Origin of the sequence: Kribbella orskensis, assembly GCF_004342085.1 — a bacterium.
Taxonomy (GTDB): domain Bacteria; phylum Actinomycetota; class Actinomycetes; order Propionibacteriales; family Kribbellaceae; genus Kribbella; species Kribbella orskensis.
The window spans coordinates 362,527-386,383 of the sequence record NZ_SLWM01000002.1 but is presented as its reverse complement, the minus strand read 5'-3'; the positions used below and the strand labels follow the sequence as shown (position 1 = coordinate 386,383).

Annotated in this window: 20 protein-coding genes and 1 pseudogene; 19 read left to right on the top strand and 2 right to left on the bottom strand. The window is 68.9% G+C overall.

The window, feature by feature from the left end:
- Nucleotides 1–5 precede the first annotated feature (5 nt).
- From murG to EV644_RS06835, 10 genes and pseudogenes are all read left to right on the top strand, one after another.
- Complete coding sequence (gene murG, locus EV644_RS06880; RefSeq protein ID WP_132188011.1) at nt 6–1,094, top strand: undecaprenyldiphospho-muramoylpentapeptide beta-N-acetylglucosaminyltransferase; 1,089 nt, start codon at nt 6–8, stop codon at nt 1,092–1,094.
- A complete protein-coding gene (gene murC / locus EV644_RS06875) occupies nt 1,091–2,530 on the top strand; it encodes a UDP-N-acetylmuramate--L-alanine ligase (protein WP_132188012.1) in 1,440 nt (479 codons plus the stop codon). Before murG ends, murC begins: the two co-directional genes overlap by 4 nt.
- Nucleotides 2,531–2,548: 18 nt before the next feature.
- Nucleotides 2,549–3,286, top strand: a complete 738-nt coding sequence (locus tag EV644_RS06870) for a cell division protein FtsQ/DivIB (RefSeq protein WP_132188013.1) — start codon at nt 2,549–2,551, stop codon at nt 3,284–3,286.
- Between the two features lie 236 nt (nt 3,287–3,522).
- Nucleotides 3,523–4,518: pseudogene (gene ftsZ / locus EV644_RS46090) on the top strand (cell division protein FtsZ); the annotation flags it as partial.
- A gap of 607 nt (nt 4,519–5,125) precedes the next feature.
- The gene (locus tag EV644_RS06860) at nt 5,126–6,106 is read left to right on the top strand and encodes a S41 family peptidase (protein ID WP_132188015.1); all 981 of its coding nucleotides are present in this window, start codon (nt 5,126–5,128) and stop codon (nt 6,104–6,106) included.
- A gap of 9 nt (nt 6,107–6,115) precedes the next feature.
- A complete protein-coding gene (gene pgeF / locus EV644_RS06855; RefSeq protein ID WP_132188016.1) occupies nt 6,116–6,847 on the top strand; it encodes a peptidoglycan editing factor PgeF in 732 nt (243 codons plus the stop codon).
- A complete protein-coding gene (locus tag EV644_RS06850) occupies nt 6,844–7,584 on the top strand; it encodes a YggS family pyridoxal phosphate-dependent enzyme (protein ID WP_241998002.1) in 741 nt (246 codons plus the stop codon). The genes pgeF and EV644_RS06850 overlap by 4 nt, the downstream gene beginning before the upstream one ends.
- Before the next feature lie 73 nt (nt 7,585–7,657).
- Nucleotides 7,658–8,182, top strand: a complete 525-nt coding sequence (locus EV644_RS06845; protein ID WP_132188018.1) for a cell division protein SepF — start codon at nt 7,658–7,660, stop codon at nt 8,180–8,182.
- Between the two features lie 39 nt (nt 8,183–8,221).
- Entirely contained in the window at nt 8,222–8,527 is a 306-nt protein-coding gene (locus tag EV644_RS06840; protein WP_132188019.1) for a YggT family protein, read from the top strand.
- A gap of 178 nt (nt 8,528–8,705) precedes the next feature.
- Complete coding sequence (locus EV644_RS06835; protein WP_132188020.1) at nt 8,706–9,476, top strand: DivIVA domain-containing protein; 771 nt, start codon at nt 8,706–8,708, stop codon at nt 9,474–9,476.
- A 280-nt stretch (nt 9,477–9,756) separates the two neighbouring features.
- Here the strand turns inward: EV644_RS06835 and ileS are convergent, their stop codons facing one another.
- Nucleotides 9,757–12,921, bottom strand: a complete 3,165-nt coding sequence (gene ileS, locus EV644_RS06830; protein WP_132188021.1) for an isoleucine--tRNA ligase — start codon at nt 12,919–12,921, stop codon at nt 9,757–9,759.
- 277 nt (nt 12,922–13,198) lie between these two features.
- Here ileS and EV644_RS06825 point away from each other — a divergent pair, with 277 nt between their 5' ends.
- The 6 genes from EV644_RS06825 to EV644_RS47095 all read left to right on the top strand — a co-directional run bounded on the left by EV644_RS06825 (nt 13,199) and on the right by EV644_RS47095 (nt 16,601).
- Nucleotides 13,199–13,474, top strand: a complete 276-nt coding sequence (locus EV644_RS06825) for a DUF167 domain-containing protein (RefSeq protein ID WP_132188022.1) — start codon at nt 13,199–13,201, stop codon at nt 13,472–13,474.
- A gap of 167 nt (nt 13,475–13,641) precedes the next feature.
- Complete coding sequence (locus EV644_RS47685; protein ID WP_132188023.1) at nt 13,642–14,241, top strand: TraR/DksA family transcriptional regulator; 600 nt, start codon at nt 13,642–13,644, stop codon at nt 14,239–14,241.
- Nucleotides 14,214–14,882 carry a signal peptidase II gene (gene lspA / locus EV644_RS06815; RefSeq protein ID WP_132188024.1) on the top strand — a complete coding sequence of 223 codons (669 nt, stop codon included), beginning with the start codon at nt 14,214–14,216 and terminating at the stop codon, nt 14,880–14,882. The genes EV644_RS47685 and lspA overlap by 28 nt, the downstream gene beginning before the upstream one ends.
- Nucleotides 14,883–14,902: 20 nt before the next feature.
- Nucleotides 14,903–15,811, top strand: a complete 909-nt coding sequence (locus EV644_RS06810; RefSeq protein WP_132188342.1) for an RluA family pseudouridine synthase — start codon at nt 14,903–14,905, stop codon at nt 15,809–15,811.
- Between the two features lie 4 nt (nt 15,812–15,815).
- Nucleotides 15,816–16,457, top strand: coding sequence for a Type 1 glutamine amidotransferase-like domain-containing protein (locus EV644_RS06805; RefSeq protein ID WP_132188025.1), 642 nt, complete (start codon nt 15,816–15,818; stop codon nt 16,455–16,457).
- 15 nt (nt 16,458–16,472) lie between these two features.
- Nucleotides 16,473–16,601, top strand: a complete 129-nt coding sequence (locus EV644_RS47095; protein ID WP_255511281.1) for a RidA family protein — start codon at nt 16,473–16,475, stop codon at nt 16,599–16,601.
- Nucleotide 16,602: 1 nt separating this feature from the next.
- Here EV644_RS47095 and EV644_RS06795 read toward each other — a convergent pair whose 3' ends face one another.
- On the bottom strand, nt 16,603–17,424 hold the full coding sequence (locus EV644_RS06795; protein WP_132188026.1) for an alpha/beta hydrolase: 822 nt from the start codon (nt 17,422–17,424) through the stop codon (nt 16,603–16,605).
- Between the two features lie 143 nt (nt 17,425–17,567).
- On the opposite strand from EV644_RS06795, the gene dnaE reads away from it, so the two are divergent.
- The 3 genes from dnaE to EV644_RS06780 are packed head-to-tail and all read left to right on the top strand — an operon-like array spanning nt 17,568 to nt 23,736.
- Nucleotides 17,568–21,113, top strand: coding sequence for a DNA polymerase III subunit alpha (gene dnaE, locus EV644_RS06790; protein WP_132188027.1), 3,546 nt, complete (start codon nt 17,568–17,570; stop codon nt 21,111–21,113).
- 46 nt (nt 21,114–21,159) lie between these two features.
- Complete coding sequence (locus EV644_RS06785) at nt 21,160–21,798, top strand: hypothetical protein (RefSeq protein ID WP_241998004.1); 639 nt, start codon at nt 21,160–21,162, stop codon at nt 21,796–21,798.
- 45 nt (nt 21,799–21,843) lie between these two features.
- Nucleotides 21,844–23,736: a DUF3352 domain-containing protein gene (locus EV644_RS06780; RefSeq protein ID WP_132188029.1), complete on the top strand. Its 1,893-nt coding sequence runs from the start codon at nt 21,844–21,846 to the stop codon at nt 23,734–23,736.
- Nucleotides 23,737–23,857: the final 121 nt, after the last annotated feature.

The following is a 23,857-nucleotide window of genomic DNA, read 5'->3' as shown; positions in this document are numbered from 1 at the left end:
AAGCTGTGCCCAGCATCGTCCTGGCCGGCGGCGGTAGCGCCGGCCATACTTCCCCCCTGATCGCCACCGCCGACGCCCTGCGCCGGATCGACCCGACGGTCGAGATTCTCGCTCTCGGTACCGAGCGTGGTCTCGAGACCCGGGTGGTCCCCGAGGCCGGGTACCGACTGGAGCTGATCCCGCCCGTCCCGTTGCCGCGCAAGCCGACGCCCGCGCTGTTCGCGGTACCGGGCAGGATGCTCGGCTCGGTGAACGCCGCCCGCAAGGTGCTGGACGAGGCCAAGGCCGACGTCCTGGTCGGCTTCGGCGGCTACGTCTCGACCCCGGCGTACGTCGCCGCGTGGCGCCGCAAGACGCCGATCGTCGTGCACGAGGGCAACGCCGTACCGGGTATCGCGAACAAGTTCGCCGCCCGCTACTGCACCCAGAACGTCATCACCTCCTTCCCCGGCACGGACCTGCCGCACGCCCAGTACGTCGGGCTGCCGATCCGCCGGGCCATCTCCACGCTGGACCGGGCGGCTCTGCGGGCCGAGGCCAGGCAGTTCTTCGGGCTGGACCCGGACGCGCCGACCCTGTTCATCACGGGTGGTTCGCAGGGCGCGCAGCGGCTGAACGAGGCGTTCGCCGGCGCGGCCGCCGATCTGCAGGCCGCCGGGATCCAGGTGCTGCACGCGATCGGGCCGAAGAACTCGCTCGAGGTCGCGCAGGGCGGCCCGTACCCGTACAGGGTGCTTTCGTACGTCGACCGGATGGACTACGCCTACGCCGCCGCCGACCTGGTGGTCTGCCGGGCGGGGTCGAACACGGTCACCGAGGTGTCCGGCGTCGGACTGCCGGCCATCTACGTTCCGTTGCCGCACGGTAACGGTGAGCAGGTGCTGAACGCCAAGCCCGTGGTCGATGCGGGCGGCGGGCTGGTCGTCGACAACGCCGCCGTGACGCCGGACTGGGTTCGCGCGACGGTTCCGCAACTTCTGCACGACCGCGGGCGTCTGACAGCCATGTCCACCGCAGCCCAGGGCGTGATCCGCACCGACGCCGACGACCGGTTGGCGCGCATCATCCTCGATGTGGTGAGGTCTGCTTCGTGATCGTCACCGCTCCTGACACGAATCTGCCCGCGGAGAAGCTGGGCAAGGTCCACTTCATCGGTATCGGCGGCGCCGGGATGTCGGGCATCGCCCGGATCATGGCCGCCCGCGGGATCGAGGTCTCCGGCTCGGACGCCAAGGACGGCAGGGTGCTCGCCGCGCTCCGCGCCCTCGGCGCGACCTGCTGGGTCGGCCATGCCGCCGAGCACGTCGCCGAGGCGGACACCGTCGTCGTCTCGACCGCGATCCGGGAGACCAACCCCGAGGTGGTCGCCGCCCGCGAGGCCGGGGTCCCGATCCTGCCCCGGGCCGCCGCGCTCGCCTCGGTGATGGTCGGCCGGCGGACGATCGCCGTGGCCGGCACGCACGGCAAGACCACCACCACCTCGATGCTGACCGTCGCGCTGCAGCACTGCGCCGCCGACCCGTCGTACGCGATCGGTGGCAACCTGAACGAGTCCGGCTCGAACGCGCACGACGGCAGCGGCGACCTGTTCGTGGCCGAGGCCGACGAGTCCGACCGGTCCTTCCTGACCTACAGCCCCGAGGTGTCGATCGTCACCTCGGTGGAGCCGGACCACCTGGACAACTACGGCGACGAGGCCAGCTACCGGCTCGCCTTCGAGGAGTTCTGCGACCGGGTCATCCCCGGCGGCTTCATGGTGATCTGCTTCGACGACCCGGGCGCGCGCCGGCTCGCCGAGTTCGCCCGCGCCCGCGGCATCGACGTCCGCACGTACGGCGAGTCCGAGGACGCGGACACCCGGGTCACCGAGATCACCGCGACCGGGGCGACCCAGTCGTTCGTGCCGGTGTTCCACGGCCGCAAGCTCCCGGTGGTCAACCTGCAGCAGGCCGGCAAGCACAACGCGTTGAACGCGGCGGCCGCCCTCACCGTCGGACTCGGCCTGGGCTTCTCCGCGGCCGACCTGGCCGAGGGCCTCGCGTCCTTCACCGGGACCGGCCGGCGGTTCGAGTTCAAGGGTCTGGAGGACGGTGTCCGGGTCTTCGACTCCTACGCGCACCACCCGACCGAGCTTGCCGTCGACCTGACGGCGGCCCGCACGGTGGCGGGCGAGGGGCGCGTGATCGCGTGCTTCCAGCCGCACCTGTTCAGCCGGACCAGGATCTTCGCGACCCAGTTCTCCGAGGCGCTCGCGCTCGCCGACGAGGTCGTGGTGATGGACGTGTTCGCGGCCCGGGAGGACCCCGAGCCGGGCGTCACCGGCGCGCTGATCGCGAACCACGTGCCGCTCAAGCCCGACCAGGTCCGGTTCGAGCCGTCCTGGTCCGCGGTACCGCGGCTGGTCGCGGACATCGCCGAGCCGGGCGACCTGGTGGTCACCCTCGGTGCGGGCGACGTGACGCTGATCGGGCCCGAGGTGGTCGGCCTGCTGGCCGAGCGCGCGGCTGCCCAGGCGGCGGCCGCCGAGTGAGCCGGTGGTGAGCGGGGGATGAGCCAGAGCACTGACCTGGCCCGGGCACAGCAGCGGTTCGCGCGCCGGCAGCGGTTGGTGCGATGGCGCGGCTGGCTGCCCTGGACGGTCGGCGGCCTGCTCGTGGTGCTCGGCGGGATCACCGTCTGGTTGTTCTACTTCTCGTCCGTGTTCGCCGTCTCCGGGGTGAAGGTGTCCGGCGCCGATACGGTGCCGGTGGCAACGATCACCCAGGTGGCCGAGGCGCCCACCGGAACGCCGCTGGTGAAGGTCGACCTGGGCGCGATCGCCGAGCGGGTGCGGACCATCCAGGCGGTGGCGGACGCGCAGGTGACCCGGGCCTGGCCGAACCAGCTGAAGATCGTGGTGACCGAGCGGGTGCCGGTCGTGGTGGTGACGGACGGCCGCAACTTCGAGCTGGTCGACGCCGCCGGGGTCGCGTTCAAGACCGTGCCGGCCAGGCCGGGGCTGCCCGAGGCCCTGGTGGTCGGCAGCCGGCGCGACGTCACGATCCGTTCGGTGGTGACGGTCTCGGCCGCGCTGCCGGTCAAGCTGCGGTCGGAGGTGGAGTCGATCTCGGCCGCCTCGCCGGACTCGATCACCCTCAACCTCGGCTCCAAGGTGAAGGTCGTCTGGGGCAGCTCCGATGACAGCGCGCGCAAGGCCGAGGTACTGAGCGTGCTGATGCGCCGGGAGGCGACGGTCTACGACGTGTCGGCGCCCGATCTTCCTGTCACCAAAGGCGAAAAGAAGTGACTGCGGACACAACCGCACTCATCGTGGGACCGGCGGCGAGGCGCGTGGACATTGCCGGATCGGGTCCCGTAGCGTTCGAATCAATCTACAGTTGAGATAACTCTAACCATCCACTTGAGGTTCAGGCTTTTCCGTGCCGGACAACGGGGATCGGTGCACGGAGGGGTCCGAGGCAGGCGCAGCTCGGATGGGCCAACCGGCCATAACGGGAACAGAACGAGGCGAGAGGCGCGGACGTGGCGGCACCGCAGAACTATTTGGCACTCATCAAGGTCGTCGGTATCGGCGGAGGCGGCGTCAACGCCGTCAACCGGATGATCGAGCACGGTCTGAAGGGCGTTGAGTTCATCGCCATCAACACCGACGCCCAGGCGCTGCTGATGAGCGACGCGGACGTCAAGCTCGACATCGGCCGCGAGGAGACCCGCGGACTCGGCGCGGGCGCGAACCCGGCCATCGGCCAGAAGGCCGCCGAGGACCACGCGGAGGAGATCGAGGAGGCGCTCAAGGGCGCCGACATGGTTTTCGTCACCGCGGGTGAGGGCGGCGGCACCGGCACCGGTGGCGCGCCGGTGGTGTCCCGCATCGCGCGCTCGCTCGGTGCGCTGACGATCGGTGTGGTGACCCGGCCGTTCTCGTTCGAGGGCAAGCGTCGTGCGACCCAGGCGGAGGACGGTATCGCCGCCCTCCGTGAAGAAGTCGACACCCTGATCGTGATCCCGAACGACCGCCTGCTGACGATCTCCGACCGCGCCGTCTCCGTGCTGGACGCCTTCAAGCAGGCCGACCAGGTGCTGCTGCAGGGTGTTTCCGGCATCACCGACCTGATCACCACCCCCGGCCTGATCAACGTGGACTTCGCCGACGTGAAGGCGGTGATGTCGAACGCCGGTTCCGCGCTGATGGGCATCGGCTCGTCCCGCGGCGAGGACCGCGCGGTCGCGGCCGCCGAGGCGGCCATCTCCTCACCGTTGCTCGAGGCAAGCATCGAGGGCGCGCACGGGGTGCTGCTGTCGATCGCCGGTGGCTCCGACCTCGGCCTGTTCGAGATCAACGAGGCGGCCCAGCTCGTCTCGGAGTCCGCGCACACCGATGCGAACATCATCTTCGGCGCGGTCATCGACGACGCCCTCGGCGACGAGGTGCGGGTCACTGTGATCGCGGCCGGCTTCGACGGCGGGATGCCCAAGCGCCGCGAGCAGGCGATGAACAGCGCCCGTCCGCAGAATCGCCTGCCCAGCGCCGGCGGTGACGTGGCCACCCAGGGTGTGCCGCGCGCCACCCCGGCCGAGTCTCAGGCGGCCACCCAGCCGCCTGCACAGCAGCAGGCGCCCAGCCAGCAGCCGCCGTACGGCACGCCGCCGGCTACGAGCCAGTCCAGCGCACAGCCGCAGGGTGGGCTGCCCGACGCAGGATCGGCCGGTCAGAGTGCAACCGGTCAGTCCGGTGGCTCGGCCACGCAGCAGTCCCACCAGCCGCCGGCCGGTACGCCGGGGACGGACGACACGGTTCCGGTGCCGAACACGGACCAGAACCGCGGGACCACCCACTCGGCTCGTCCGCAGGCGGGGGAGCCGGTCCGGACCGCGCAGCCGCAGTCCAACCAGCCGCCGGTCCCGCATCCTCCGACGCCGTCGGCACCGACGCAGCACACCTGGCCGACCACGGGCCCGTCGAACTCGCCGTCGTCGCAGCCGGCCCCGCAGCGTCAGCCGCGCAAGCCCGACAACGATGAGGACGATCTGGACATCCCCGACTTCCTGAAGTAGTTCCGGCCTCCCGGGTGACCGGGAGGTAATTCGGGAGACGCCTGGTCCTGGCGGTGCTTCACTGACCGCCATGCGCACAGACGAGATCAAGGCAGTCATCGATCAGGTCGCGGCCTTGATCCGCGAGCACTATGTGTTTCCCGACGTCGGCCAGGCGGTGGCCGACAGGTTGATCGCCGACCAGGTGGCCGGCCGGTACGACGAGGTCACCGAGCCGGCGCGGCTCGCCGAGCAGGTGACGGCCGATCTCCAGGTGGGTAACGGGGACAAGCATCTGCGCCTGATCCACCACATCGACGAACTCTTCGAAGAGGACGAGGACCCGGTCGCGGAAGAGGCGGCCTGGGCACGCCATGTCGAGTTGACCGCCGCCGGGATGGCCCGGGCCGAACGTCTGGCCGGAAATGTCGGCGTGCTGGCGATCAAGCCGACGCTCTACGACCCGAAGTACGCCGGTGCCGCGCTGGCCGGAGCCATGACGCTGCTGTGGGGCACCGACGCGCTGCTGCTGGATCTGCGCGGATGCCGCGGTGGCTCGCCGGAGATGGTCGCGCTGGTGTGCAGCTATCTCCTGGACGGCGAACCGGTGCACTTGAACGACCTGGTCACGCCGTCCACCGGAGCGGTCCGGCAGCACTGGACGGTTCCGGTGAGCGGGCCCCGCTTCGGCGGCACCAAGCCGATCTGGGTGCTGACCAGCTCGACCACGTTCTCCGGCGCGGAGGAGCTGACCTACAACCTTCAGCAGTTGGGCCGTGCGGTGGTGGTCGGCGAGCGCACCCGGGGCGGCGCCCACCCGCGCGAGGGTTTCACCGTCCACCCGCACCTGGAGGCGTCTGTGCCGATCCAGCGCGCGCTCAATCCGATCTCCGGAACGAACTGGGAAGGAGTCGGCATCTCTCCGGAGGTCGAGGTGGACGCTGAGTCCGCCTTCGCAGAGGCGTATCGACGGGCGCTCGAGCACGTGATCGCACTACCGGCAGCCCCCGGCCGCCGCGAGGTCACCGACGAAGCGCGGGCGGCCGCCGGACTGGTTGCCGTCGCTGGATAACCTTCGGGTGTGTTCGGCTACGACGAGGTTCTCGATGGTGTCCGCTTCGCCTTCACCGATCGCTACGGGGGAGCCAGCAAACCGCCGTACGGCGAGCTGAATCTGGGCAGTGCCGCGGGGGACGAGGCCGACGCGATCGCGGAGAACTTCCGCCGGCTGGCCGGCGCCTTCGAGGTCGACCCGACGGCGGTGATCCGGGTCAGTCAGGTGCATGGACGCGACGTCCGCGTCGTCCGGCCCGGCGACGAGCTCCCGGTCCGGCCGAACCCGATCGCCGACGCGCTGGTGACCACCCGGACCGACGTGGCTCTCTGCGTGCGCGCGGCCGACTGCCTGCCGGTACTGCTCGCGGACCGCGTCAACGGAGTCATCGGCGCCGCCCACTCCGGCCGACGCGGCCTGTACTTCGGTGTCGTGCCGGCCACGGTCGAAGCGATGCGGGCACTCGGCGCCGAGCAGGTCACCGCCGTGCTCGGGCCGTACGCCTGCGGCCGCTGTTACGAGGTTCCCGAGGAGATGCGCGCCGAGGTCGCCGAGCGCGCGCCCGCGTCGTACGCCGAGACGAGCTGGGGGACACCGTCCATCGACGTGGCCGCAGGGGTTGTGGCGCAGCTGAACGAGCTGGGGTGTGCCGTCATCGACGCGACGAAATGCACCATCGAGTCGGAGGACCTGTACTCCTACCGGCGCGAGGGTCCCGTCAGCGGCCGGATGGCCGGCCTCGTCAGGCTGGCCCCGTGACCGACGCCGTGACCCCCGAGGACGCCGTGGACCGGGAGAACCAGCTGCGGGACAACCTGCGGGCTGTGCGGGAGCGGCTCCAGACGGCCTGTGTGGCCGCTGGGAGGGCCGAGGACGCGGTGACCCTGGTCGCGATCACCAAAACCTTCCCGATCAGCGACGTACGGGCTCTGGCGGCGCTGGGAGTGCACGACCTGGGGGAGAACCGCGAGCAGGAGCTGAAGGTCAAGGCTCCGGACTGCCAGGATGTCACCTGGCATTTCGTCGGGCAGTTGCAGTCGAACAAGGCCCGCTCGGTGGTCCGGTGCGCGGCCGTCGTGCACTCGGTCGACCGGTCGTCGCTGGTGAAGGCGTTGTCCCGGGCGGCTGTGGAGGAGGGGAAGACGCTGCGGTGCCTGCTGCAGGTGAGCCTCGCGGCGTACGGGCCCGCGGAGGCTGCGACCGGGATGACCCGGGGTGGTGTGGCGCCGGACGACGTACCGGCGTTGGCGGCGGAGGTCGCGGGGGCGGACGGGCTGGAACTGGGTGGCGTGATGGCGGTGGCGCCGCTGGGGTCGGACCCGGACGAGGCGTTCGCCGGACTGGAATCCGTAGCGTCGCGGCTACGCTCCGAACACACCGGCGCGGACTGGATCTCGGCGGGCATGAGCGGCGATCTGGAAGCCGCGATCAGGCACGGAGCGACACACGTTCGGCTCGGGCGCGCATTACTCGGTACGCGTCCTCCTCTGGGCTAGTGTCGACATCGAGCAGGATTTCGACCGGCTCGCGTTGTCGTTGGACAGGACTGGACCGAGGGGCTGGAGGGCCATGAGCGGCGCGTTGCGCAAGATGGGTGTGTACCTCGGCTTGGTCGAGGACGGCGAGCGCTACAACGCGCGCTACGACGACGAGCTCGACGACGGCTACGACGACTACGAGGACGAAGCCGTCGACGGGGAGTCCCACGAGACCGAGCCGGTGCCCGCCCGGAGCAGCAGCTCCGAGGAGCAGGTCGGCACGGTCAGCAAGTTCCCAGATCGACGTGGCGTCACAGCTTCCCCGGAGGTTACCGAGTTGGCCCGGATCACCACCGTGCACCCGCGCAGCTACAACGAGGCGCGCGTGATCGGTGAGCACTTCCGTGACGGCACGCCCGTCATCATGAACCTGACCGAGATGGACCACGCGGACGCCAAGCGCCTGGTGGACTTCGCGGCCGGCCTGATCTTCTGCTGCCGTGGGTCGATCGAGCGGATCACCACCAAGGTGTTCCTGGTCTGCCCGCCGAACGTGACACTGGCCGCGGAGGAGAAGGAGAAGATCGCAGCGGACGGGTTCTACAACCAGAGCTGACGCCCGGTTACCCCCGGTCTTCTACACTCTTGTCTGACTATGACTGCTCTCCTGCTAATCCTCAGTGTTGTCGCTTGGGTGCTGCTCGCCTTCTTCCTGATCCTGGTGGCGAGGTTCGTGCTCAGCCTGATCGTCATGTTCGCGCCGCAGTGGCACCCGAAGGGGCCGATGCTGCTGCTGTTCGAGCTGATCTACTCGGTCACCGACCCGTTCCTGCGGCCGCTGCGGCGAATCCTGCCGCCGATCGGCGCGGGTGGCATCCGGATCGACCTGTCGATGCTGATGCTGTTCGTGCTCGTCTCGCTGGCGATGTCGATCAACTCGACCGCGATCAGATCACTGTGATCACAAGCGTGAGGACGCGCACAGCTGGGTAGGAGCAGACCCGGGAAACGGGGACACGGGGACCGTTATCGCCCGCCCGGATTCCGCCAGAACACAACGAAGCGATAACGTGATCTACTGAGTCGCCGAGGTCTAGGCCACGGGGACTCCGCCAAGACACAGACAAACGAGGTGAAAGATGCCGCTGACGCCGGATGACGTCCGCTCGAAGCAGTTCACGCCCGTCCGATTGCGGGAGGGCTACGACGTCACTGAGGTCGACTCCTTCCTCGACGAGGTCGAAGCTGAGCTCGAGCGACTTCTCGCCGAGAACGAGGAGCTGCGCGCGAAGCTTGCGGCGGCTCAGCGTGCCGGCGGTGGGCAGGACCGCCCGGTGGTCGACCAGACCGCCGCCCTGCCTCCCGTCGTGCAACAGCCCAAGCCGGCCCCAGTCGTCATGGAGAAGCCGGAGGAGAAGCCACCGCCAGTCGTCGCGCCCACTGTTGCGGCCGCGGGTGCTGCTGGGGCAGCAGGAACCGTCGGCGACGCCTCCAGCTCCGCTGTGCGGCTGCTGGAGATGGCCACGAAGCACTCCGACGACCTGGTCCAGGAGGCGAAGGACACCGCCGACAAGATCATCGGTGAGGCCCGCGCCAAGGCCGAGCGCCTGGAGAACGAGGCTCGTGGCAAGGCCGACCGGATGACCGGCGAGGCCCGTGCCCGCGCCGAGAAGCTGGACGGCGAGATCGCCGAGCGTCGCGCGCAGATGCTGGGCACGCTGGAGAAGCAGAAGGGTCAGCTCGAGCGCACCATCGACGACCTGCACGCTTACGAGCGCGAGTACCGCAGCCGGCTGAAGACGTACTTCACCGAGCAGCTGAAGGCACTCGGCAACGGCGATGACACGCTGAGCCCGCGCAACGGCTTCCGCCCGGAGGCCCGCGCCCAGGCTCACGGCCACGGCGTTTAAAGAACCACCTGCGCTCTAGTTTGTCTGGCCTCTGACAGAGGCGGTGCTAATCCGGCAGCACCGCCTCTTCGTCATGTCTGGGCAAATCTGACTGACTGTCGCCCCTTCGTGACGTTGGGTCCCCATCGGCCGCCGGATACAACGGCCAGGTGAGCGGGGCTTTCCGTCCGCCGAGGGTTTGTTGCTCGACACCCTCAACCACTTGGGCGCGACTCACAGCCTTCGAGCGCGGCGGGTTTCCCCGCCGCGCTGAATGCCTCCAGCTTGTGGAACTTCTGGCTCAGGCCTTGGTCAGCCAGTAGCTGAGGCCGAGCTCCTCGTCGGAGCCCGTGCTGAGCTCGTCCGTTGCCGAGGGCGCCGACTGGGTCAGTTCGGTGGCCAGCACCTCGCGGGCGATCTCGTCGGCGTGCTTGCCGAGGGCATCGGCCAGTTCGCCGGACGCGGACAGCCAGACGATGATCCGGTCCGAGACCTCCAGGCCGGCGTTCTTGCGGGCCTCCTGCAGGGTCCGGACGACCTCACGGGCGAGACCGGCCCGCCTGAGATCCGGCGTCACCTCCAGGTCGAGCGCGACCGTCTCACCCTGCTCGTTGACCACGGACCAGCCCTCACGCGGGCGCTCCGACAGCAGCACCTCGTCCGCGCCGACCTCGACGTTCTCGCCGTCGACCACCACGGTCGCAGTACCGGAGGCCTTGAGTGAGGCGGCCAGCCCGGCTGCGTCCGCGGCGGCGATCGCGGCCGCGACCACCGGCGTCTGCTTGGCGAACCGCTTGCCGAGCTCGCGGAAGTTTCCCTTCGCGGAGTACTCGACCAGGTCGGCGCCGGCCGAGGACAGCGGTTCGACCGAGCCGACGTTGAGCTCCTCCGCGATCTCCTTCAGCAGTTCGTCGTCGAGATCCGCGATCGCGGCCGACCCGACCAGCGCGCGACCGAGCGGCTGCCGGGTGCGGACCTTCGCCTCGGCCCGGGCCGACCGGCCCAGCTCGACGACCCGCCGGGCCATCGAGACGTGCGTCGCCAGGGTGTCGTCGATCAGGCCCTCGTCGTACGTCGGGAACGCGGTCAGGTGGACCGACTCGGGCAGACCCGGGGTGACCGGGCGGAAGACGTCCTGCCAGACCCGCTCGGTGACGAACGGTGTGAGCGGCGACATCAGCCGGGTGAGCACGTCCAGCGTCTCGTGCAGCGTCGCCAGCGCGCCGGCGTCACCCGCCCAGAAGCGGCGGCGTGACCGGCGGACGTACCAGTTGGACAGCACGTCGACGAACTGGCCGATCAGGGCGCCGAGCTTCTGGGTGTCGAAGGACGCGTAGGCCTCGTCGGTGTCGCGGACCAGCCGGTTCGTCTCGCTGACCAGCCAGCGGTCGAGCACGGACCGCTCCGCGACCGGCGGCGCCCCATCCATCAGCGACGGGTCCGTCGGCGACCAGTCGGCGAGCCGGGCGTAGAGCGCGTGGAAGGCGACCGTGTTCCAGTAGGTCAGCAGCACCTTGCGGACGATCTCGTTGAGCACGTTCGGCCCGATGCCGCGCGCCTTCCACGGCGAGCCGGAGCAGGCCATGAACCAGCGCACCGCGTCCGCGCTGTGGTTGTCCATCAGCGGGATCGGCTCGAGGATGTTGCCCAGGTGCTTGGACATCTTCCGGCCGTCCTCGGCCATGATGTGCCCGAGGCAGACGACGTTGCGGTACGGCGACTCGTCGAACACCAGCGTGCCGATCGCCATCAGCGTGTAGAACCAGCCGCGCGTCTGGTCGATCGCCTCGGAGATGAAGTCCGCCGGGTAGGCCTGGTCGAACCGCTCCTTCGACCCCTCGACCCACGGATAGCCCCACTGCGCGAACGGCATCGAGCCCGAGTCGTACCAGGCGTCGATCACCTCGGCGACCCGGCGCGACTCCTCGCCGCAGGTCGGGCAGGCGAAGGTGATGTCGTCGACGTACGGCCGGTGCGGATCGGTCGAGCTGACGTCGCGTCCGGCCAGCTCGCTCAGCTCGGCGAGCGACCCGACGCAGACCTGGTGGTCCTCGGCGCAGCGCCAGATCGGCAGCGGAGTACCCCAGTACCTGGAGCGGGAGACGGCCCAGTCGATGTTGTTGCGCAGCCAGTCGCCGTACCGGCCCCACTTGACCGACTCGGGGAACCAGTTGGTCTTCTCGTTCTCCCGCAGCAGCGCGTCCTTCACCTGGGTGGTGCGGATGTACCAGGACGGCAGCGCGTAGTACATGACCGGGGTGTGGCACCGCCAGCAGTGCGGGTACGGGTGCTCGTAGGGCACGTGCTTGAAGAGGACGCCGCGCTCCTGCAGGTCCTTCACCAGGTCCTCGTCGGCCTTCTTGAAGAACTGCCCGCCCACCAGCGGTACGTCGGCGGCGAAGTGGCCGTCCGACTCCACCGGGTTCACCACCGGCAGGTTGTAGGCCCGGGCCACCTGGAGGTCGTCGGCGCCGAACGCGGGGGACTGGTGCACCAGACCAGTGCCGTCCTCGGTGGTCACATACTCGGCCAGTACGACGTAGTGCGCCGGCTCGGGGAACTCCACCAGGTCGAACGGGCGCTGGTAGGTCCAGTGCTCCATCTCCCGGCCGGTGAAGCGCTCGGTGACGGCCCAGCCCTCACCCAGCGCGCTGAGCAGCGGCTCCGCCACGACCAGTGACTCGTTCCCGTCGGTCGCCACCACGTAGGTGACGTCCGGGTGCACGGCGACGGCCGTGTTGGAGACCAGGGTCCACGGCGTGGTGGTCCAGACCAGCAGGGACGCCTTGCCTCCCAGCGGGCCCGAGGTCAGCGGGAAGCGGACGTAGACCGACGGGTCGACGACCGTCTCGTACCCCTGGGCGAGCTCGTGGTCGGACAGGCCGGTGCCGCAGCGCGGGCAGTACGGCGTGATCCGGTAGTCCTCGACCAGCTGGCCCTTGTCGTGGATCTGCTTGAGCGACCACCAGACGGACTCGACGTACTGCGGGTCCATCGTCTTGTAGGGGTTCTCCAGGTCCACCCAGTAGCCCATCCGGGTGGTCAGCTCGGCGAACTCGTCGACGTGCCGGAGCACCGACTCACGGCACTTCGCGTTGAACTCCGCGATGCCGTACGCCTCGATGTCCTTCTTGCCGTTGAAGCCGAGCTCCTTCTCGACCGCCACCTCGACCGGGAGCCCGTGGCAGTCCCAGCCGGCCTTGCGCTCGACCCAGTGCCCCTTCATGGTCCGGTAGCGCGGGAACACGTCCTTGAAGACCCGGGCCTCGATGTGGTGGGTGCCGGGATGGCCGTTCGCGGTCGGCGGGCCCTCGTAGAAGGTCCAGGGGGTGCCGCCGGCGGACTGCTCGAGGCTCTTGGCGAACGTGTCGTTGTCGTCCCAGTAGCCGAGCACCTCCCGCTCGATCGCGGGCAGATCGACCTGAGCCGCTACCTGCCGCCACGGGGTGCTGGGGTTCTCCGCCATTTCCTGCGTCCTTCGTCGAGCCAGTTGCCTGCTGGACGAAGGGACGAGGCGCCGGCGCTGTCGCCGGGCTCCGCGGTACCACCCTTCTTGGTGACCTGGTGGCGATCACCCACTTCATTGCGCGTCGCTGCCGGTTCTACTGGGTCCTGGCGGACTGTTCTTCCGGCGACTCCGGGGTGATAGCCCCATCAATGCCTTGCGGTCGCGTTGGGAAAGTGTACGACTCCGCACCACGCGACTACGAATCGTTAATCGGTGGTCAGGAGACAATTCGTCCATGAGAATTCTCGTGCGGGTGAAACCGGGCGCGTCCCGGACCGCCGTCGGGGGCCGGTATGACGGACCCTCGGGTGCGGCCCTGGTGGTCGCGGTGGCGGCCCGCGCGGTGGAGGGACAGGCGACGAAGGCTGTTCTGCAAGCGGTGGCGGAGGCACTGGGGGTGAGACGCTCCGCGGTGACGCTGGTACGCGGCGCGACCAGCCGGGACAAGCTGCTCGAGGTGGCGGGAAGCGAGGCTGAGATCGGGCCGAAACTGAAGCAATTGCTTGCCTGAACATTGTCCGACATGTGGCTGTGACGCGCGGAACATCGAGCGGGCTTGAAGAACCGACTACCGTATGTCCACGGTCTGCGCGTCGGGCTGGCACGTGGTCTTCGCGTGTCCTACTGTCTTGCGACCAGTCCGCTTCAGTCTCCGACGAAGGCAGGGGGTAGTCGACCATGGCTACATCGGCTCCGAAGAAGTCCGCCCCCCGACGAAAGGCCGCGGCCGAGAAGAGCGCCGCGAATTCCACTGAAGCTGCGGTCAAGAAGACCGCGGCGAAGAAGACCCCTGCCAAGCAGACATCGACGAAGAGGGTGGCTATGAAGACGAACGAGAACCGCACCCCGGCCACGGCGCCGCCCAAGTCGCCCGTGAAGAAGGCCGAGACGCTCACCGTCAAGGAGGGCGAGACTCCCTGGACCGCGGCCGAGATGGAAGAGCTGCGCGGTGAGCTCGAGGCGGACGCGGTGCACCTGAAGGAAGAGATCCGCGACGCCGAGCAGGAGATCGTCGGTCTGCTCCGCGACGGTGGCGACGGGGCCGGCAACGACCAGGCCGACGTCGGCTCGACCACCCTCGAGCGGGACCACGAGATGTCCCTGGCGAACAACGCCCGCGACATGCTGGACCAGATCGAGCGGGCGCTGTCCCGGATCGACGACGGCACCTACGGCGTGTGCGAGAGCTGTGGCAAGGCGATCGGCAAGGGGCGGTTGCAGGCGTTCCCGCGTGCGACACTGTGCGTGTCATGCAAAGAACGCGAAGAACGCCGCTGAGCGAATCAGAACCGTCCCACCTGCCAGGGGACGCGTCAGCTGACCCCCAGACCGAACCGGCCGACCTCGAGTCGGCCGGTTCTCCGTCGTCCCCGCCTCCAGACGACACCACCTCCGCTGACGAGCACGGCGGCGGTCGCAAGCCGCCGTCGTGGCGGTTGATGGTGGTGTTCGCTGTTGTCGGGTTGCTGGTGCTCGGGCTTGATCAGCTGACCAAGGCGCTGGCGCTGCAACAGCTGACGCCGGGGGAGCCGGTGAATGTGATCGGGTCGCTGCTCAAGTTCAACCTGATCCGCAATCCCGGGGCCGCCTTCAGCCTGGGGTCCGACTTCACCCCGGTGATCAGCGCGGTCCAGATCATCGTCGCGGTCGGCGTCGTCTGGTTGTCCCGGCGGCTCGGCTCGGTTGGCTGGGCGGTCGCGTTCGGCCTCCTGTTCGGCGGCGCGGTCGGCAACATCACCGACCGGATCTTCCGCGAGCCGTCGGCGTTCCACGGTCACGTGGTCGACTTCCTGCAGACCCCGCACTGGGCGATCTTCAACGTCGCCGACATGGCCGTCACCTCGGCCGCGGTGCTCCTGGTGATCCAGACCCTGCGGGGAATCAAGCTCGACGGCACCAAGGACGTGGGGAAGAAGTGAGCGGCGACTCTCGCACGGTGATGGTCCCCGACGGCCTCGCCGGTGAGCGGCTCGACGCCGCGCTGTCGCGGTTGTTCGGCGTCTCCCGGACCAAGGCCGCCGAGCTGATCGAGTCCGGGCTGGTGCAGATGGACGGATCCCCGGCGCTGAAGTCCGCCCGGGTGACGGCCGGCGTGCTGCTCGACGTCGAACTGCCCCCGCCGCCCGGCGAGATCACCGTCGTACCGGAGACCGTCGACAACCTGCGGATCGTGCACGACGACGACGAGATCGTGGTGGTCGACAAGCCGGTCGGCGTGGCCGCGCACCCGTCGCCGGGCTGGACCGGGCCGACCGTGATCGGGCACCTGGCGGGCGCGGGCTTCTCCATCTCGACCAGCGGCGCCGCGGAGCGCAAGGGCATCGTGCACCGGCTCGACGTCGGTACTTCGGGCCTCATGGTGGTCGCCAAGACGGAGTACAGCTACACCGTGCTCAAGCGTGCCTTCAAGGAGCGCACGGTCAACAAGATCTACCACGCGCTGGTACAGGGTCATCCCGACCCGTTCACCGGCACCGTGGACGCGCCGATCGACCGGCACCCGAACCACGACTACAAGTTCGGCGTGGTCGCGGGTGGCAAGCCGAGTGTGACGCACTACGAGACGCTCGAGGCCTTCCGGTTCGCGACGCTGCTCGAGATCACCCTGGAGACCGGCCGGACGCACCAGATCCGCGTCCACATGTCCGCGATCGGGCACCCGTGCTGCGGCGACCTCACGTACGGCGCCGACCCGGTGCTCGCCGAGCGCCTACGGCTCTCCCGCCAGTGGCTCCACGCCATGCGCCTCGGCTTCAACCACCCGGGCTCCGGCGAATACGTCGAGTACACCTCGGAGTACCCGGCAGACCTCGACCAGGCCCTCGACCAACTGGCCGCCACGCAGTAAGCCCATGAAGCTCTACCTCTCGTCCTTCCGCTTGGGCGACCACCCGGAGCGCCTCGTCGCGCTGCTGCCCGCCGCCGGACGGGTAGCGGTGATCTGCAACGCGATCGACGCCGAAGACCCCGCGCTCCGCCGCGAGAAGGTGGCCGCGGAGATCGAATGGCTGACCGAGCTCGGGCTGCGCCCCGAGGAGGTCGACCTCCGCTCGTACTCCAACGGTGGCGCTCGCGCCGACTCCGACCTGCGCGCCCGGCTCACGCAGTACGACGGACTGTGGGTGCGCGGCGGGAACGTCTTCCTGCTCCGGGTAGCCCTGGCCCGCAGCGGCGCCGACATGTTCCTGCCGGAGCTGATCCGCTCGGAGGAACTCGTCTACGCCGGCTACAGCGCCGGACCGTGTGTGCTGGCCCCGAGCCTGCGCGGGCTGGAGCTCTGCGACGACGTGACCCAGGTCGAGGGCGAGGTGATCTGGGAGGGCCTCGGCGTGCTCGACGAGGCGATCGTCCCGCACCTGAACTCCCCGGGACACCCGGAGACGGAGCTGCTGGAGAAGGTCGCCGAGCTGTACGAGCGTACCGGCGTACGGCATCTGAAGATGCGCGACGGACAGGCCCTCGTGATCGACGGGGAGACCCGCGAACTCGTCTAGACCCAGCCCTGCTGGGTGAAGATGTCGCGCGCGGCCGCCGCGCTGGGAGTCGACCCGGTCAAGCCGATCACTCTGATCGGTGTCTCCGCGCTCGGAGAGCCTGACCTCCTGGTCGAGGTCGAGGCGACCGCCGTGCTCGACTAGCTCACGAGGTTCTGGCGACCTGGTCGGCGAGTTCGACGACGGCCGCGACCAGTGCGGGGCCATGCCCGAGGACAGGGTCGTTGTGGTCCGCGCCTGGTATCTCGATCAGATTCTTGAGCATGGGCGCTGCGGCTGCCACAGTTCGGCTCTGCTCGGGCGGGACGATGGAGTCGTCGGCTCCAAATACCACTGTCACCGGCGCTCTTACTGTTCCCAGTTGATCGGCGAGCGGGTATTCATCCCGGAGTAGCAGACTGACCGGGAGGAACGGGTAATGGGCCCGCCCGACCGCGGCGAGATCGACAAAGGGTGAGCGCAGTAGCAGTCCGCCCGGCGGGATCTCGGCGGCGAGCTCGGTGACGACCGCTGCCCCGAGGCTCTCGCCGTAGTACAGGATGCGGCCGGGTGGCAGACCGGCCTGGTGGACGAGGTACCGCTGCGCCGCGCGGACATCCCGGGCGAACCCGCGCTCACTGGGACCTCCTGCATTGCCGCCGTAGCCGCGGTAGTCGAACAACAGGACCGTCAGCCCTTCAGCAGCCAGAACTCGCGCCAGCGGCGCTCTGGACGCTCGGTTGCCCGCGTTGCCATTGGCGACCAGTACCGCGATGCCGCGGTCGGGTTCGCCGGCCGGCATCAGCCAGGCTCCGAGACGCACACCGTCGTCGGCCTCGAGCACGACGTCGCGGGCGCCGGGCAGTACCGTCGCCGCCGATGCGACGGCGGCCGTGTCAGGCAGGTAGATGAGGCGGCGCTGAAATCCCCAGATCACGGCGAGCACCAGCAGCACCACCGCTGCCACGACCACCGCGAACCGGACCACGCTCTCAGTGTGCCGGGTGCTTCGGCCGACCGGATATCGGGCGGCCCGGTCCCGCGCCGGAGCGCCGGTTCGAGGACTGTCGGTAGGCCAACATAAGGTGGGCTGGTCCCGCTCACACACGCCTCTGGGAGGTCTGCGAAGACATGGCGTCCAGCGACAGTTTCGTGCATCTACACGTGCACACCGAGTACTCCATGCTGGACGGCGCCGCGCGGATCGACGAGTTGTTCAAAACGGCCCAGGAGATGGGCATGCCGGCGATCGCGACCACCGACCACGGCTACGTGTTCGGGGCGTACGAGTTCTGGAAGACCGCGAAGAAGTACGACGTCAAGCCGATCATCGGCGTCGAGGCCTACCTGACCCCGCACACCCACCGCAGCGAGCGGAAGCGGGTCAAGTGGGGCGACGCGAACGCCGGACGCGTAGACGTCTCCGGCTCCGGTGCGTACACGCACATGACGCTGCTCGCGAAGAACACCTCCGGCATGCACAACCTGTTCAAGATGAGCTCGCTGGCCAGCCTCGAGGGCTACTACTTCAAGCCCCGGATGGACCGCGAGCTGCTGAACACCTACGGCCAGGGCCTGATCGCGACCACCGGCTGCCTGTCCGGCGAGGTGCAGACCCGGCTGCGGCTCGGGCAGTACAAGGAGGCCGTCGAGGCCGCCGCGGAGTTCCGCGACATCTTCGGCAAGGAGAACTACTACTGCGAGCTGATGGACCACGGCCTCGGCGCCGAGCGGGACGTCCAGAAGGACCTGCTCAAGCTGGCCCGCGAGCTCGACCTGCCGCTGGTCGCCACCAACGACCTGCACTACACCAAGCCCGAGGACGCGACCGCGCACGCCGCGCTGCTGTGCGTCCAGTCCGGCTCGACGCTGTCCGACCCGAACCGGTTCAAGTTCGATTCGAACGAGTTCTACGTCAAGACCGCGGCCGAGATGCGCGAGGTGTGGAAGGAGCTGCCGGAGGCGTGTGACAACACGCTGCTGATCGCCGAGCAGTGCGAGGTGACCTTCACCGAGGGCGAGGGCCGGTTCATGCCGCGCTTCCCCTGCCCGGACGGTCACAACGAGGAGTCCTGGTTCGTCGCCGAGGTCGAGACCGGCTTGCACAAGCGGTACCCCGATGGCGTGCCGGACCACGTCCGCAAGCAGGCGGAGTACGAGATCGAGGTCATCACCTCGAAGGGCTACGCGGGGTACTTCCTGGTCGTCGCGGACTTCATCAACTGGGCCAAGGAACACGGCATCCGGGTCGGCCCGGGCCGTGGTTCCGGCGCCGGTTCGATGTGCGCGTACGCGATGCGGATCACCGACCTCGACCCGCTGCGGCACGGCCTGATCTTCGAGCGGTTCCTGAACCCGGAACGCATGTCGATGCCCGACTTCGACATCGACTTCGACGACCGCCGCCGCCCCGAGGTGATCCGCTACGTCACCGAGAAGTACGGCGACGACCGGGTCGCGATGATCGTCACCTACGGCACGATCAAGGCCAAGCAGGCGATCAAGGACGCCGGCCGGGTGCTCGACTACCCGTTCGCGATGGGGGACCGGATCACCAAGGCGATGCCGCCCGCGGTGATGGGCAAGGACGTGCCGCTGTCCGGCATCTTCGACCCGAACCACAAGCGGTACTCCGAGGCCGGAGAGTTCCGCCAGCTGTACGAGTCCGACCAGGATGTCCGCAAGATCGTCGACACCGCGCGCGGGCTGGAGAACCTGAAGCGCCAGTGGGGCGTGCACGCGGCCGGCGTGATCATGTCCAGCGAGCCGCTGATCGACCTGATCCCGATCATGCGCCGCGACCAGGACGGCCAGGTGATCACCCAGTTCGACTACCCGAGCTGCGAGACGCTCGGCTTGGTCAAGATGGACTTCCTGGGTCTGCGCAACCTGACGATCATGGACGACGCGATCAAGAACATCGAGGCCGCGCACGGCTTCACCGTCGACCTGGACGGGCTGGGCAACACCCTGGACGACAAGGCGACGTTCGAGCTGCTGGGCCGGGGCGACACCCTCGGCGTCTTCCAGTTCGACGGCGGCCCGATGCGGGCGCTGCTGCGGTTGATGAAACCGGACAGCTTCGAGGACATCTCCGCGGTCGGCGCGCTCTACCGGCCTGGCCCGATGGGTGCGAACTCCCACACCAACTACGCGCTCCGCAAGAACGGGCAGCAGGAGATCACCTACCTGCACCCGGAGCTGGAGAACGCGCTGGAGCCGATCCTGGGCCCGACGTACGGGCTGATCGTCTACCAGGAGCAGGTGCTGAAGATCGCCCAGGAGCTGGCCGGCTACAGCCTGGGCAAGGCGGATCTGCTCCGTAAGGCGATGGGCAAGAAGAAGAAGGAAGTGCTCGACGCCGAGTACGTCGGCTTCGAGGCCGGGATGAAGGACCACGGCTTCAGCGCCGCCTCGATCAAGGCGCTCTGGGACGTCCTGGTCCCGTTCTCCGACTATGCGTTCAACAAGGCCCACTCGGCGGCGTACGGGCTGGTCTCGTACTGGACCGCCTACCTGAAGGCGAACTACCCCGCGGAGTACATGGCGGCTGTTCTGACGTCCGTGAAGGACGACAAGGACAAGATGGCCATCTACCTGAACGAGTGCCGCCGGATGGGCATCAAGGTGCTGCCGCCGGACGTGAACGAGTCGGACTCGAACTTCACCCCGGTCGGCACCGACATCCGCTTCGGCCTGTCCGCGATCCGCAACGTCGGCGTCAACGTGGTGGCCGAGATCGTCGGCGCGCGCGAGTCCGAAGGCAGGTTCACCGACTTCGTCGACTTCATCGACAAAGTGCCGCTGCCGGTCTGCAACAAGCGCGTGATCGAGTCGCTGGCCAAGGCCGGCTCGTTCGACTCGATGGGGCACGCCCGCCGGGCCGTCGTCGCCGTGCACGAGCAGGCCGTGGACGAGGCGATCGACCTCAAGCGGAACGAGGCGCACGGTCAGTTCGACCTGTTCTCGATGGGCGACGACTCCGACCAGGGCGACGGCAACAGCCGGCTCACCGTGACGGTGCCCGAGATCGAGGAGTGGGACAAGGCGACCAAGCTCGCGCACGAGCGCGACATGCTCGGGCTGTACGTCTCGGACCACCCGCTGTTCGGCGTCGAGCACGTGCTGACCAACGGCACCGACTGCACCATCGGCCAGCTGCTCGCCGACGAGGACCGCCCCGACGGCACCCAGGTGACGATCGGCGGCCTGGTCACCGCGGTGCAGCGCAAGGTGAACAAGCGCGGTGACATCTACGCGATCGTCACCATCGAGGACCTCGAAGGTTCGATCGAGGTGATGATGTTCTCCTCGGCGTACCAGCTGGCCGCGCACCTGCTCACCAACGACGCGATCATCCTGATGAAGGGCCGGCTGCGCCGCCGCGACGACCGGGTGGAGCTGAGCGGCTCCGACGTCACCGTGCCCGACCTGACCGAGGGCCCGAGCGGGCCGGTGGTGATCACCATGCCGGTCAACCGCTGTACGCCGCCGCTGGTCGAGCAACTCCGCGACGTGCTGCAGTCGCACCCGGGCATGACCGAGGTGCAACTGCGGCTCCAGGCCCGGCAGAAGACGACGGTGATGCGGATCGGCGACCGGTTCCGGGTCACCCCGACCTCCTCGCTGATGGCGGACCTGAAGGCACTGCTCGGACCGTCGTGTCTGGCCAGCTGAGGCACCGGTGAGCCAGGGCCCTTCGCCGGTGCGTCACACTGACGGGGTGACACAGCCAGGTCAGCAGCAGCAACCGCAGCCATACCAGCAGCCGTTCGGCGACGCCCAGAACCCGCAGTTCGGGCAGCCCATGCCGGTGTTGCCGGATCCGAAGATGCCGTGGAGCAAGGCGATCGCTGTGACGATCGCGGTATTCCTGGTTGTCGGAGTGGTGGCAGGGTGGGCGTGGCAGCAGTTCTCGCCGCTCGCGCAGTACACGGTGGACGAGCGCGGTGGTTCGCTCGGCGAAGAGCAGATGACCAAGATCTTCGGCCCGGACGGCACCTTCACGGCGATCGGCTTCCTGGCTGGGCTCCTTGTCGGGGCTGCTCTCTTCTGGTGGTTGCGCAACTACGGGCCGTGGGCAGTCGGCACTGTGGTGCTCGGCTCGGCGCTCGGTGGTGGTATCGCCTGGGGCGTCGGCATGCTGCTGGGGCACGATCCGCTGCAGCCGCGGTTGGAGGCGTCCAAGCCGGGTGACCTGCTGGCCGCGCCGCTGGAGCTGCACACGTGGACTCCGCTGGCCTCCTGGTTGGTCGGAGCGGCCCTTGCAACGGCGATAATCGCCGCGTCCACCTGGCGGGCAGAACCGGTTGCAACCAGTTCGTCATCTGCCGCGTCACAATCCTCGCCGCAGGTGCAATAGCCTGTTCCGTCCGGTGGTGAGGCCACCGGCGACGCGAGGGGAATCATGTCCGACTACACCAATCCGCCGTCGGGCGAGCGCCACCAGGGCGCGGCCGGCGGACCACAGGGCCCGTACGGCGGCCCACCGCAGGGCCCGGGGTACCCGGGCCAGGGCCAACCGGGTCAGGGTCAGCCAGGCCAGTACCCACCGGGGCAGTACCCAGGAGGCCAGGGTCAGCCGGGCCAGGGTCAGCCGGGGCAGTACCAGCCGCAGCATGGGCCGCAGTACGGGCCGGGACCGCAGCAGGGGTCGGGGTCGTTGTGGCCGCAGCCTGGTTCGCCCGACTACCCGCAGAACACCCAGCAGCAGGGCGGTTACCAGCAGGGTGCCCCCGGCAACTACCAGGGTGGCTACCAGCAGGGTGGCTACGAGCAGGGTGGCTACGAGCAGGGCAGCTACCCGCCGGGCGGCCAGCCGCCGTACGGGGGTTTCCCGCAGGCGCAGCAGTGGCAGCCGGAGCCGAAGAAGAAGCGCGGCAAGCTGATCCCGCTGGTCGCCATCGTGGCGGTGCTCGCGGTCATCGGCGGCGGCGCGGTCTTCGCCTACGGGCGGTTGGCCGGCGGTGACCAGCCGGCCGCGGTGCTGCCGGGCAACGCCGTCGCGTACGCCCGGATCGACCTGAACCCTTCGGCCGGTCAGAAGGTGGCCGCGCTGCGGTACCTGATGAAGTTCCCGTCCGCGAAGGAGAAGATCGGCCTCAACAGCGACCAGGACGACCTGCGTCAGAAGCTGTTCGAGTTGATCAAGAAGGACGCCGGCGACGACCTGGCCGACGTCGACTTCGACCAGGACATCAAGCCGTGGCTCGGTGACCGGGCCGGTCTCGCCGCGGTCCCGGGCAAGGACGGCGAGGAGCCGGACGCCGTGGTCGCGGTCCAGGTGAAGGACGAGGGCAAGGCCACCCAGGGTCTGGACAAGCTGTTCGCGGACGAGAAGGACAAGCCGGGCCGGGCGTTCAGCAACGGCTACGTGATCCTGTCCGACGACCAGCCGACGGTCGACGCGGCCGTTGCCGCCAGCAAGGACAGCCCGCTGTCGGAGAACGCGAAGTTCAGCAAGGACATGTCCGACCTCGGTGAGCAGGGGTTCGCCTCCTTCTGGGCCGACACCAGGGGCATCGCGCTGGCCGCGGGCAAGCGGCTGACCGACGACCAGCGGGCGGCGCTGCCCGAGGGGAGCGCGGCCGCGGCGCTGCGGTTCGACTCGCAGTACGTCGAACTGAAGGGCGTCGTGCACGGCGACCAGAGCATCAAGGTCAACGCGTCCGACGCCGGTGACCTGATCGGCAAGCTGCCCGACACGACCGCCGGCGCGCTCGCGCTGTCCGACGGCGCGAACCTGGTCGGCACGATCTGGACCCAGCTGGAGAAGTCCTCGTCCGGGCTGAACCTCGGTGAGCTGACGAAGCAGTTCACCGCGGAGACCGGGCTGGCGCTGCCGGACGACCTGAAGCCGCTGCTGGGCAAGAACCTCGCCATCGCGGTGGACAAGGAAACCTCGAACGGCCCGAAGATCGCCGCTCGGATGGAGACCGACCCGGGCAAGGCCGAGGCGGTCGTGGACAAGGTGAACAACCTGATCCGTACCCGCTCGTCGGTCAACATCCCGATCGAGAAGGCCAAGGACGGCGACACCCTGGTGATCGCCACCGACAAGGCGTATGCCGACCAGGTCCTGCAGGGCGGCAACCTCGGCCAGACCGAGAGCTTCAAGCAGGCCGTGCCGGACAGCTCGGGCGCCGTGATGGTCGGCTACGTCGACTTCGAGGCGGTCAAGTCGCTCAGCGACCGGGTCAGCTCCAACAAGGACTACGACGCGCTGCGCTCGGCCGGCTACTCCGTCCGCGTCACCGGCGACGGCGAGGCCGACTTCACGCTCCGCGTGGTCGCCAAGTAGCAAGCCGCACGACCAAGTAGCCAACAGGGACCCGGACGGCTGCCGCACAGCCGTCCGGGTCTTTCGTCGTCCACCTCAGCGTCGTACCGCGTACCGGAGGTTCGTATGGCCGGGGCCGTCG